We start from the raw sequence: 12,226 nt of genomic DNA, 5'->3' as shown, positions 1-12,226 counted from the left end.
GACACCCACCACCGCCTCGTCGTATGCGGGGCATCGGCTGCCCGACCGGGGTCTACGCTGGCGACACCGAGGAGAGGCCGCCGTCACGCGCCACACCCACTCCGGGGGCAGAGCCCTGCATTCATCCTGACGCGACCATCGCGCCCACCGCGGTCTCACCGGCGACGTGACCATCGGCCCGGCAGCCCGGTGCTGCACGGCGCGGTGATCACGTCGGAGCGTAGCCGGTCGTGCTGCGCGAGAAGGATGCCCTGGACGGGGCGGGCTCAGTGCGTGCGGTCCAGGTGGGCCCCACCCCCTGATCGGCCCGAGGGCGAGTGTCGCGGGCGCCGACGTGGGGAAGGAGGTGTTCTTCGCGCCCGGTACACGGGTCTTCACCGGGGCGGTGATCGGTGATGGCGGCGAGGCGCGCCGTCGATCCCGCCACACCGTTGATCGTCGCGTCGATCGAGCTCGGTCGCTTGGCCCCTCGTGACACGACGCGTCGGCTCTGTGCGGGGCGAGCCGACGCGTCGATGAAAATGTATCGAGCTCAGCCCGTGTTCTGCAGGCCCGCCGCCACACCGCTCACCGAGAGCAGCAGCAGCCGCTGGTGCTCGGCATCCGGAGTCGGGTTTTCGGCGTCCGCTTCGCGAAGTGCGCGCAGGGCCCGCAATTGCAAGAGCGACAACGCGTCGACGTACGGGCTGCGCATCTTCACGGCGCGCTGCAGGATCGGCTTGTTGCCGAGCAGGTCTCCGCCGGTGATCCGCTCGACCCAGGAGCGGGTGAGCAGCATCTCGTCCATCACGAGCTGGGCGAGGTCGTCGCGGTCGCCCAACGCGAGGTAGCGACGGGCGATCCGCTCGTCGGCCTTCGCCAGGCTCATCGCGACGTTGTCGATCATCGTGCGGAACAGAGGCCACTGCTCGTACGCGTCGCGCAGGCGCGGCTCGTCGCCCACGGCGTCGAGGGCGGTGCCGAGACCGAACCATCCCGCGAGGTTGATTCGGGCCTGCGTCCACGAGAACACCCACGGGATCGCCCGCAGGTCTTCGAGCGACTCCACGGAGAGCCCGCGACGCGCGGGGCGTGATCCGAGGGCCAGGTGGCCGAGCTCCTCCATGGGAGTGACCGTGGCGAACCACGGTGCGAAACCGGGCGCCTTGACCAGAGCGAAGAAGCGCTCGCGTGAGGCGAGATCCATGGTGGTCGCGACGTCGGCGAATGCCTCCGCAGCTCCACGATTGCGACGTTCGATCGAGGGGGAGGATGCCGTGAGCACGGCGGCTGCGACCTGATCGATGTGCCGCATGGCGATGTCGGCGTCACCGTAACGGGCGAAGATGACCTCGCCCTGCTCGGTGAGCTTGAAACGACCGTCGACCGAATGCGGGGGCTGCGCGAGGATCGCGGAGTTGGCAGGTCCACCGCCGCGTCCGAGGGCGCCGCCGCGCCCGTGGAAGAGCGTGAGCTCGATGCCCTCGGTCTCGGCCCACGTGGAGATCTCGGCCTGGGCCTCGTAGAGCGCGAGGTTGGCGGCGACGGGCCCGACGTCCTTCGAGGAGTCGGAGTAGCCGAGCATGACCTCGAGGCGCCGGCCGGTGGCATCCAGCCGACTGACGAACGAGGGGTGCGAGACGATCTCGGCGAGGATGCCGGGAGCGGCCTGGAGGTCGGCGAAGGTCTCGAACAGCGGGATGACGTCGAGCACCGGGGGCTGTTCGCCCGGTCCCATCGCGAACGAGGCCAGCTCGTGCACATTGGCGAGGTCGTCGGCCGACTGCGTGAACGACACGATATAGCGCCCGGCGGCACGGGGGCCGAAGCGCTCCTGCACGTACGCGATCGAGCGGAAGACCTCGAGGACTTCTTCGGTCTGCTCGCTGCGGGCACCTCCGGCGCGGAGCTCGTCGAGCACCTTCCGGTGAACCGCCGAGTGCTGGCGCACTTCGAGTTCGGTGAGGTGGAAGCCGTAGGTCTCGACCTGCCACACCAAGCGCTGCAGGGCGCCGTATGCCTGGCGCGCGGCACCGGCGGCGACGAGTGAGTCCTGGACGACGCGCAGGTCGGCGAGCAGGTGCTCGGGGTCGCGGTAGGCGAGGTCGGCGTTGCGCGTGCGGGTCGCGGCGATCTTGCGCGCGAGCAGCAGCAGAATGCGGCGGTGCGGTTCGTCGGGGGAACGCTCCGCGATCTCCGCGGCCGCGTCCTCGTCCGCCGCGCGCAAGCGGTGCCACAGGGCGACGAGCGCCTCGCTGGGCGGGGTGGTGGCGGCATCCAGGGTCAGCCCTCGACCCACGCGCCGGGTCGTGCGCTCGAGACCGATCAGCACGTGCTCGCTCGCGATCGCCGCGGCCTTGCGGGTGACGGATGCCGTGACGAACGGGTTGCCGTCGCGGTCACCGCCGACCCACGAGCCGACGCGCACGAACGGCTTCACGATCGGGGCGCGGGATCCGGCGTTCTCACCCTGAAGGATGTCGTCGATCCGGCGGTACACGCGCGGAACCGCGGTGTACAGCGTCTCGTCGAAGACCGACATGACAGAGCGCACTTCGTCGACGGGTGACGGCTTCTCGCGCCGGAGGGGAGCGGTGCGCCACAGCGTGTCGATCTCTTCGAGCATTCGGCGTTCCGCGCGACGGCTCTCGGTTCCGCCCTCGGTAGCACCGTCGTGCTCCGACAGCAGCTCCGACAGACGTCGAATGCTCGTCGAGATGGCGCGACGGCGGGCCTCGGTGGGGTGGGCGGTGAAGACCGGGTGGAATCGAAGCGCCTGAAGGCGCGCGAGCGCCGTCTCTTCGCCGACCTCGCTCGAGAGCCGCTCGAATGCGCTCGCGATGGTGTCGGGGGCTCCGCTGCGCGACGGCTGATCGCCGCGCTCGCGCAGCACGCGCACGCGTTGATGCTCCTCGACGAGGTTGACGAGGTGGAAGTACGCCGTGAAGGCCCGGGCCACTTCGTCGGCTCGTTCGATCGAGAAGCCGTCGGCGATCGCGGCCGCACGCTCGAACGCCTCGGGCGTCTCGTCGGTGTAGGCCTGGATCGTCGCCGTGCGCAGCCGCTCGACGTCGTCGTACAGTCCGGGGGAGCCGCTCTCCTGAAGGACGCGGCCCAGGAGGGATCCGAGCAGGCGCACGTCGGCGCGCATCTGTTCGGGGAGCTCCTGGCCGGCTTCGAAGCGGCCCACGAGGTCGATGGCCTCGGTCGGGGTCAGTTCACGCACAGGCCCCAGATTATCGGCGTCAGGGGCCGGACCGATCCACGTGTAACGGCGTGCGTCGGTTCGCAGCGCCCGATTTCGGAGTTTCTCCGGTCGGAGACGCCGACTGCCGCAGCAATTCGCCCGGTTCGGGTGACGGCATCCGGAATCTCCGGAGCGGTGTTCAGTACCGCGCCGAACCGTGCGGCGGCGGGCGGGCGACACGCGAGGGTTTTACGACGGGATCGTGCGAGATCGGCCCGGAGCCGCGACGAGGTCGCCCGGTCGGGGGATACTCGTGGCGAGCGGCGTCGCCCCGGCCCGCGGAGGGAGAGACCGTGAGTGACGACGCCCTGCGGGAAGCCGCCGAGACGATGAGGGCCGTGCGCGAGCGCTGCGTGTGGACGCAGCGGATCGACCACCGCGACCTCGTGCCCTACCTCGTCGAGGAGAGCGCCGAGGTCATCGACGCGGTCGAGGCGGGAACGCGCGCCGATCTGCGCGAGGAACTCGGCGACCTGCTCTGGCAGGTGCTCTTCCACGCCGAGATCGCCGCCGCGGATCCTGGCGACCCCTTCGACATCGACGACGTGGCCCGGGGGCTGACCGAGAAGATGGTGCGGCGACACCCGCACGTGTTCGCGGATGCCGTGGCATCCACCCCCGAGGACGTCCTCGTGCACTGGAACGCGGCGAAAGCGGCCGAGAAGCGCGAGCGCACGAGTGTGCTCGACGGGGTCAGCGACCACATGCCTTCACTCGCCCTGGCGCAGAAGGTGATGGGCAAGGCCGCGCAGGTCGGCGTGTGCGCGCCGACGCACCACCTGGCCGACCCCGAGACCGAGGCGGAGCTCGGCGACGCGTTGCTGACCCTGGTGCACCTGGCCCGCACGCGTGGTTGGGACGCCGAGCGCGCTCTGCGGGAGCGGCTTCGCACCCTGCGCGCCGAGGTTCGCGAGGCGGAGGCGGCCGCGAGCTGACCGGACCCTCGAGCTCGCGGGTTGCGGTGCGGTCGGCATGCGGGGACGCGAGCGGCACGGTGCGATCTCGAGCCGCGTGCCGCGCTGGCAGCCGGCGGCGTCGCATCGCTCTGGAAGAATGGGACCGTGGCATCCGTGAACCCGCCGCGCGGCATGCGCGACTTCCTCCCCGCTGACAAGGCCCGCCGCGAGCGTGTGCTCGCCATCATCCGCGAGCGCTATCGCGCGCACGGCTTCGACGAGATCGAGACCCCGGTGATGGAGGACTACGACCGCCTGCACGCCGGGATCGGCGGCGACAACGAGAAGCTGTCCTTCAGCATCCTCAAGCGGGGAATGGATGCCGAGAGCATCCGGGCCGCGGCCGACAACCCCGCAGCCCTCGCCGACTTGGGCCTGCGCTACGACCTCACGGTGCCGCTCGCCCGGTTCTACGCCACGCACCGCGCGTCGCTGCCGACGGTGTTCCGCTCCATTCAGATCGCCCCGGTCTGGCGCGCCGAGCGTCCGCAGAAGGGGCGATACCGCCAGTTCGTGCAGTGCGACATCGACGTCATCGGCGACGCATCGGCGAACGCCGAGGCCGAGCTCATGGTCGCAAGCCTCGACGTTCTCGACGCGCTCGGGCTCGAGGGCGGCACGATCCGGGTCAACGACCGCCGTGCCCTGGACGCGATGCTCGACGTCTTCGGCTTCGCACCGGACGAGCGTCCCGGCGTGCTGATCACGATCGACAAGCTCGACAAGGTCGGCCCCTCGGGGGTCGTCGCCGAGCTCCGCGACCGCGGCGTGACCGCCCGGGCGGTCGATGCCTTCGCCGAGTACCTCGCGCGGCCCGCGTCGCAGCGCTCGTTCGATGAGGTCGGCATTCGCGCGGCCCTGCCCGCCGGCATCCCCGCCGAGGTCGTCGCCCACCTCGTCGACCTCGGCGACACCGTCGCCGCGGCCCGCGGGGGAGCTGTGCCGCTCGTCTTCGATCCCTTCCTCGTGCGCGGCATGGGCTACTACACGGGTACGATCTTCGAGCTCGCCCACCCGAGCGTCGACTACTCGCTCGGCGGCGGGGGCCGCTACGACGGGATGATCGGCCGCTTCCTCGGCCAGCAGGTGCCCGCGGTGGGCTTCTCGATCGGCTTCGAGCGGATCGTCGACCTGCTCCCGGACACCGCCGCCGACGGCGAACGTTCGATCGTTCTCGTGCACGACCGCGACGTGTCGACGGCCCAGCTGCTCTCGCTCAAGACGGCACTGATCGCCGGTGGGGCACGCGTGCGCGTCGAGCGGCGCGCGAAGAACATGAAGGCCCTGCTCGAGCGCTCCGCCGCCGACGGCTATGCGTCGTTCGCGACCGTGAACGTCGAATCGACGCCGGAGACGCTGGAGATCAAGCCGCTGGCCTGATCGAGGGAGCGCCTGGGGGCCGGATCTCTGTGGACCGGGTGCTAAGCCACCGCGCTGATCAACGCCTCCGCCGGGTTCTCGGCCGCGAGGCGTTCCAGGCACGCCGCGGTCTCGGCATCGCGAGGCGAGAACCACACCACCCGGGAACCGAGCCCGTCGTCGATCCACAAGCTCGACATCTCGAGGTGGAGTTCGCCCACACGGGCGTGAACGAGGTGCTTGTTCGCGTTGCGCTCGCCGCCGACGTCGCCCAGCCGCCAGAGCTCGGCGAAGCGCGGTGACTCCTCTTCGAGGTCGGCGATGAACCGCTGCCACGACGGTTCTTCGTGATGGCGGCCGTATGCCGCGCGGAGGCGTGCGGCGATCCGTCGTTGCGCGTGGTCGAGGTCGACGTGCGAGCGCTGCCACTCGGAGTCGGTGAACAGGAGCACGGCGCAGTTGCGGCGCTCGGTCGGCATGTCGTCGAGGTCGTCGAAAAGATAGCGGTAGGCGCGGTTGTACGCACGAATGTCGAAGCGGGCGGTCTGCACGGCGGCGGGGTAAGGAAGGAGTTTCTCGAGAAGGTCGAGGTGTGTCGCACCGACGCAGTACCGCGCCCCGCGGTCGGGCACGGGGAGGTCGGCGAGGGCGAAGAGGTGATCGCGCTCGTCGTCGCTCAGTCGGAGCGCCCGGGCGATGGCCGCGACGACCTGGGCGGAAGCCGCGATCGGGCGTCCTTGCTCGAGCCAGGTGTACCAGGTGAGACCGACCCCGGCGAGCTGCGCGACCTCTTCTCGGCGAAGGCCGGCGACACGGCGCCGCGTCCCCTCGGGAAGCCCGACGTCGGCGGGACGCAGGCGCGCTCGCCGGCTGCGCAGGAACCCCGCGAATTCGGCGCGGACGTCGTCGGATCGAGTCATGGCACCCCTCCCTCCCCGGCGATCATAGGACGGGCCCGGCGACATCCCACCCGTCGGAGGGGAGTGCTGGCAGTACCAGGATGAGCGCACTCCTGGTACCAGGATGAAGCGGTCTTCATGCTGGCACCATGACGACTTCCGCACACCCCGCCACCGGCAGCGCTCCGGTGTCGATCCGTCCGGGCGCCTTCGCCGCCGTGCCCACCTGGCGCTACCTCGGATTTCTGCTGGGGCCCGGCGTCGGCACCTTCGCCTTCAACGCGGTGACGGTGATCCTGCCGACCCTGCGCGAGCGCTTCGGAGCCGGCGACGTCGCTCTCGAGCTCGTGATCGCGGGATACGGCATCCCCTTCGCGGTGCTGCTCATTCTGGGCGGTCGTCTGGGCGACCGCTTCGGCCGGCACCGACTGTTCGCCGTCGGAATGGCCCTGTTCCTCGTGTCGGCCATCGCCTGCGCGCTCGCGCCGTCCATCGAGACGCTGATCGCCGCCCGGGTGGTGCAGGGCATCGGCGCGGCGCTGTGCACGCCGCAGGTGCTCGCCACCATCCAGGCGACCTCTCAGGGCGCCGCTCGCACCCGCGCGATCGCGGCATTCGGTGCGAGCGGGGGTATCGGAGCGGCCGTCGGCCAGGTGGCGGGCGGCGCTCTGGCGGCGCTGTCCTTCGGCCCCGTGGAGGGATGGCGTGCCGTCTTCGTCGTCGTTGCTCTCATCGCCGTGGCCGCGATCGCCCTCGCGCCGCTGGCTCCGCGTTCGCGTGCGCACGAGATCGTCGCGATCGACCTGGTCGGAACCGCCGCCTTGGGGCTCGGCATCCTCGCGGCATCCGTCGCTCTGACGTTCGGGCCGGTCTGGGACTGGTCGTGGCCGGTCGCCGTGGCGCTGGTCATCGCAGCCGTGGCGCTCGTCGCGATGTGGAAGCACCAGAACGCCGTCGAGCGTTCGGGTCGGGTGCCGTTGCTGCCGCCGAGCGTGCTGCGGCTGCGTCCCCTTCAGCTGGGCCTCATGGCCGCGGGGCTCTTCTTCGCGGGGTACTCGGCTCTGCTCTACGTCTTCCCGCGAGCCGTCGAGGCCGGTGGGCTGAGCTCTCTCGACGCCGGGATGGCGCTGCTGCCTTTCGCCGTGGTGTTCGCCGGCGTCTCGCTCGCGGTGGCACGGATCCAGGCGAAGCTCGGGGACTCGACGCTCGTGCTCGGCGTCACGGTGCAGATGGTCGCGCTCGTCGCGATGGCCGTCACCCTCGTCCTCGCGTGGGGAAGCGACATCGGGCTGTGGCTGCAGCCGGCGCTCGTCCTGCTCGGGGCGGGTCAGGCTCTGATCTTCTCGCCGCTCACCCAGCTCGTGGTGCGCGAGGTTCCGGTCGAGGCCGCAGGCCTGTCGGGCGGGATGTTCAGCACCGCCCAGCAGCTCGCCCTGTCCTTCGGCGTGATCGTCATCGGCGGTGTCGTCACCCTCACCGGCGTCGGCGGCCGCGCCGAACTGCTCGCCGGGCTCGCCTTCGACATCGTGCTCGCGGCGGCGGTGCTGGCCCTGGCGGTGGCGCTGCGCGCGCGGGGGCGCGGCGCGTCGGTCTAGCTCTCGCGCGTCGCCGCGCCGATGCCCAGAGCGTGCCGTCGTCCCGCCGTCACGGCCCGGCCACCGGGCGTTCACCGCGGGCCGGTGTCATCGGGGAATGCGCGCGCGTCGACCGGTGACCTTGACCGCGGCGTCCGTGGTGGCGCTCGCCGGAGCCGGGGCGGTGGGGGTACGCGCCCTCATCTCCCGGCAGGCGGCGATCGCCCGCCGCCGGATCGGGAAGCCCCTCGGCGAGCAGGCCCTGGATGCCGATCGCGTCTGGCGGCGCAAGAAGCACCCGGGTGAGCCGGTCGAGCTGCTCGTGCTGGGCGACTCGATCGCCGCGGGGCTCGGTGCGGGACACCGTCGCGACACGCTCGGTGCGCGCCTCGCGAAGGGGATCGCGCGAGCGGCCGGACGACCCGTCCGGCTGCGGACCGCGGCGGTGGTGGGGTCGGAGACCTCGGCCGTCGCGGCGCAGGTGGCCTCGCTCCCGCCGGAGTACCGACCGGATGCCGCCGTCATCGTCGTGGGCGGCAACGACGTGACGCACCGGATCCCGGCATCCCGTTCCGCGGAGCAACTCGCGCACGTCGTGCGCGACCTGCGCGACCGGGGCGTGCCCGTCGTGGTCGGCACCTGCCCCGACCTCGGCACCCTGCGCGCGATCCCGCAGCCCCTCCGTGCGCTCGCCGCGCGGTCGTCGCGGCAGCTGGCCTCGGCTCAGGCGACCGCCGTGCACCGTGCGGGTGGGCGGGTGGTCGGACTCGCGCGCGCCGTGGGTCCGGTGTTCGCGGAGCGACCCGACGAGATGTTCAGCGTCGACCGCTTCCACCCCAGTGCCCTCGGCTACCGCCGCACGGCGGAGGCGCTGCTGCCGGCGGTGCTGGCGGCTCTGGAGTCGGGGCGAGCCGATGGCTGAGACGGCCCGATCCTCACCTCACGCATAGCTCCCGGATCTACCTTTCTTCCACGCCTCCCATCGATGTCTTCCTCAGTACCTGGCGCGCCGATCCGATCACGCTCGGCGTGCTCATCGTGGCATCCGCCGCCTACCTCCTCGGTGTTCGGCGTCTCCGTCGCCGCGGGGAGCGGTGGCCGGTCCTGCGCACCATCGGCTTCTTCGCGCTCGGGCTGCTGCCGTACGCGGTCATCGAACTCGGCTTCCTCGGCGTGTACTCATCGGAACTGCGTTGGGCATTCTCGACCCGCGTCGCGCTGCTGATCTTCGCGGTTCCCGCCGGCATCGCCGCCGGTCGCCCGCTCGATCTCGTTCCCTCGGGTCTGCGCGAGCGTTTCCTCTCCGCGCGCGTGACCCGCATCTTCGGCAACGCGATGGTCGCCACCGTCGTCATCGCGGCGGTGTTCTGCCTCTTTCTCACCCCGATCGCCGGCATCCTGCGCGTGAATCCGGCGGTCGAGGCGTCGCTGGGGATCGTCGTGCCCCTCGTCGGGCTCGCGATGGTGCTGCCGATGATGGCGCTCGGCGCCGTCCACACCGGCGCCTTCATCGCCATCGAGTTCCTGCTCGCGTTCGTCGAGCTGCTGATCGACTCCGTTCCGGGGCTGCTGATGCGCTTGAACGACAACGTGCTGGATCTGATCCCGGATGCCACGCAGGCGGTGTCGTGGTGGCCGTCGCTGCTGCACGACCAGCACCTCGCGGGTGACATGATCTGGTTCATCGCGGAGTTCGCCGACGTGCCGATCCTCGTGATCCTCATGGTCCGTTGGATGAGGTCGGACCGGGTGGAGGCCAAGGGTTTCGACGAGCTCTCCGACGAGGAGTACGACGAGATGACCCGCGCCCATCTGCGCGGAGAGCGTTGACCCGCTCGACCGGTGCCGACAGGCTGGGGGAGTGCGCACCCACGAAGACGTCGATGCCTTCCTGACCGAGACCCTCGTCGGGCCCGACCCCGAGGGGGAGGCCGCGCTCGCCGCCCAGCACGGCGCGGGCCTGCCGGCGATCGAAGTCGCGGCGGTCAACGCCAAATTCCTGCACCTGCTCACGCGCATCGCCGGGGCGCGCCGCGTGCTCGAGGTCGGAACGCTCGGCGGATACTCCACGATCTGGTTCGCCCGCGCCGTCGGCCCGTCGGGACGGGTCGTCACCATCGAGGCGGAGCCCGCGAACGCGGATATCGCCCGCGCGAACCTCGCGCGCGCCGGAGTCGCGGACCGGGTGGAGGTGCGCGTCGGTCGCGGAGCCGACGTGCTGCCGACGCTCGCGGACGAGGGGCCCTTCGACCTCGTCTTCATCGATGCCGACAAGGAGTCCAACGAGCTGTACCTGGACTGGGCGGCGCGTCTCGGGCGGATCGGCACGGTGGTCGTGCTCGACAATGTCGTGCGCGGGGGAGAGGTCGCCGATGCGGACACGACCGATCCGAAGGTGCAGGGCGCTCGCCGCGGCATCCTGATGCTCGGATCCGACCCCCGGTTCGACGCCACGGCCCTGCAGACCCTCGACCGCAAGGGGTGGGACGGGGTGGCGGTCGCGATCGTGGTGGATGCCGTGGGACGCTCGACCGATCGGTAGGCGGCCCCGTCGCGCTCCGTGCAGCGCGGACTCCGCAACCCGGCCGCACGCCCGGCGAACGAGATCACTAGACTCGACCACGGACCGACGACGCTCCGCCCCCTCTCCACCCAAGAACCAACGAGGAGTCCTTCGTGGCACTTATCGAGGCTGTCAACGCGCGCGAGATCCTGGATTCGCGCGGTAACCCGACCGTCGAGGTGGAGGTGCTCCTCGACGACGGAATCGTCCAGCGGGCCGCCGTGCCCTCCGGCGCGTCCACCGGCGCGTTCGAGGCCTACGAGCTGCGCGACGGCGACAAGAGCCGCTACAGCGGCAAGGGCGTGCTGAAGGCCGTCGCCGCGGTCGTCGACGAGCTCGGCCCCGCGATCGAGGGCGTCGAGGCCAGCGAGCAGCGCATCATCGACGAGATCCTCATCGAGACCGACGGCACCGAGAACAAGTCGCGCACGGGCGCGAACGCCATCCTCGGCGTGTCGCTCGCCGTGGCCAAGGCCGCCGCCGACAGTGCCGACCTGCCCCTGTTCCGCTACCTGGGCGGCCCCAACGCGCACCTGCTTCCCGTCCCGCTGTTCAACGTCATCAACGGAGGCGAGCACGCCGACAACGGCATCGACTTCCAGGAGTTCTTCCTGGCCCCGATCGGCGCCGAGACCTACGGCGAGTCTCTCCGTTGGGGCACCGAGGTCTACCACGTCCTCAAGGGAGAACTGAAGTCCGCGGGCTACAACACCGGTCTCGGCGACGAGGGCGGCTTCGCCCCCGACCTGCCCAGCAACCGCGAGGGCCTCGACTTCCTCATCCGCGCGATCGAGAAGGCCGGCTTCACGCCCGGTAAAGAGATCGCGGTCGGCCTCGACGTCGCCGCCACCGAGTTCTACAAGGACGGCGTCTACACCGTCGAGGGCAAGGAGTGGAGCGTCGACACCCTCGTCGACTACTTCGCCGACCTCGTCGCGAACTTCCCGATCGTCACGATCGAAGACGCCCTCGCCGAAGACGACTGGGACGGCTGGAAGAAGCTGACGGATGCCATCGGCTCCAAGGTCCAGCTCGTCGGTGACGACCTGTTCGTGACCAACCCCAAGCGCCTGCAGCAGGGCATCGACCTCGGCGTCGCCAACTCGCTGCTGGTCAAGGTCAACCAGATCGGCACCCTGTCCGAGACGCTCGACGCGATCTCGTTGGCGACCCGCTCGGGCTACACCTCGATGCTGTCGCACCGCTCGGGCGAGACCGAGGACACCACGATCGCCGACCTCGCCGTCGCCGTGAACGCCGGTCAGATCAAGACCGGTGCCCCCGCGCGCAGCGAGCGCGTCGCCAAGTACAACCAGCTGCTCCGCATCGAGGAAGACCTCGGCGACGCCGCGGTCTTCGCGGGCCGCTCGGCGTTCCCCCGTTTCAAGGGCTGATCGTCTGACCACATGAGGAGGGGGAGCCGTACGGCTTCCCCTCCTCCGTCGTTCGCGAGCGCTTTTCGCTGAGCGGACGCCGTGCCCCCGGCGCGTCCGCGGGAGCGCCTTCCGGCGGGCCGTAGACTCGCGTGCGGTTCGAGATCCGAGCCGGACGACGACGGAGGGGATGCCGTGGAGCGACCGACTTTGCCTCCTCGCCGCCCAACGGCATCCGAGGCTCCGACGTCGAGCAGGACCTCGTCGAAGAGGAGT

Annotated in this window: 9 protein-coding genes; 7 read left to right on the top strand and 2 right to left on the bottom strand. The window is 70.8% G+C overall.

Translation table 11 applies throughout. The features are described from left to right. Nucleotides 1-532: 532 nt before the first annotated feature. On the bottom strand, nucleotides 533-3,205 hold the full coding sequence (locus MTE01_RS10835) for a phosphoenolpyruvate carboxylase (RefSeq protein WP_141377420.1): 2,673 nt from the start codon (nucleotides 3,203-3,205) through the stop codon (nucleotides 533-535). A 314-nt stretch (nucleotides 3,206-3,519) separates the two neighbouring features. Here MTE01_RS10835 and MTE01_RS10830 point away from each other — a divergent pair, with 314 nt between their 5' ends. Next, nucleotides 3,520-4,161, top strand: a complete 642-nt coding sequence (locus MTE01_RS10830; protein ID WP_371861615.1) for a nucleoside triphosphate pyrophosphohydrolase — start codon at nucleotides 3,520-3,522, stop codon at nucleotides 4,159-4,161. Between the two features lie 153 nt (nucleotides 4,162-4,314). Then, nucleotides 4,315-5,562, top strand: a complete 1,248-nt coding sequence (hisS, locus tag MTE01_RS10825) for a histidine--tRNA ligase (protein ID WP_218026353.1) — start codon at nucleotides 4,315-4,317, stop codon at nucleotides 5,560-5,562. Between the two features lie 41 nt (nucleotides 5,563-5,603). Here hisS and MTE01_RS10820 read toward each other — a convergent pair whose 3' ends face one another. Beyond that, nucleotides 5,604-6,461, bottom strand: a complete 858-nt coding sequence (locus MTE01_RS10820) for a helix-turn-helix transcriptional regulator (RefSeq protein WP_141377416.1) — start codon at nucleotides 6,459-6,461, stop codon at nucleotides 5,604-5,606. 128 nt (nucleotides 6,462-6,589) lie between these two features. Here MTE01_RS10820 and MTE01_RS10815 point away from each other — a divergent pair, with 128 nt between their 5' ends. From MTE01_RS10815 to eno, 5 genes are all read left to right on the top strand, one after another. Next, nucleotides 6,590-8,035, top strand: a complete 1,446-nt coding sequence (locus MTE01_RS10815) for an MFS transporter (RefSeq protein WP_103210971.1) — start codon at nucleotides 6,590-6,592, stop codon at nucleotides 8,033-8,035. Nucleotides 8,036-8,150: 115 nt separating this feature from the next. Further along, nucleotides 8,151-8,936, top strand: a complete 786-nt coding sequence (locus MTE01_RS10810) for an SGNH/GDSL hydrolase family protein (RefSeq protein ID WP_371861614.1) — start codon at nucleotides 8,151-8,153, stop codon at nucleotides 8,934-8,936. A gap of 116 nt (nucleotides 8,937-9,052) precedes the next feature. Continuing rightward, nucleotides 9,053-9,844, top strand: coding sequence for a cytochrome c oxidase assembly protein (locus MTE01_RS10805; RefSeq protein WP_246078235.1), 792 nt, complete (start codon nucleotides 9,053-9,055; stop codon nucleotides 9,842-9,844). A gap of 31 nt (nucleotides 9,845-9,875) precedes the next feature. Next, nucleotides 9,876-10,556, top strand: a complete 681-nt coding sequence (locus MTE01_RS10800) for an O-methyltransferase (RefSeq protein WP_141377412.1) — start codon at nucleotides 9,876-9,878, stop codon at nucleotides 10,554-10,556. 134 nt (nucleotides 10,557-10,690) lie between these two features. Further along, a complete protein-coding gene (gene eno, locus MTE01_RS10795; protein WP_013586083.1) occupies nucleotides 10,691-11,971 on the top strand; it encodes a phosphopyruvate hydratase in 1,281 nt (426 codons plus the stop codon). Nucleotides 11,972-12,226: the final 255 nt, after the last annotated feature.

This window comes from Microbacterium testaceum, assembly GCF_006539145.1.
Lineage (GTDB): Bacteria > Actinomycetota > Actinomycetes > Actinomycetales > Microbacteriaceae > Microbacterium > Microbacterium testaceum.
The sequence above is the reverse complement of the archived record's forward strand: the minus strand, read 5'-3'. Positions and strand labels throughout refer to the sequence as shown.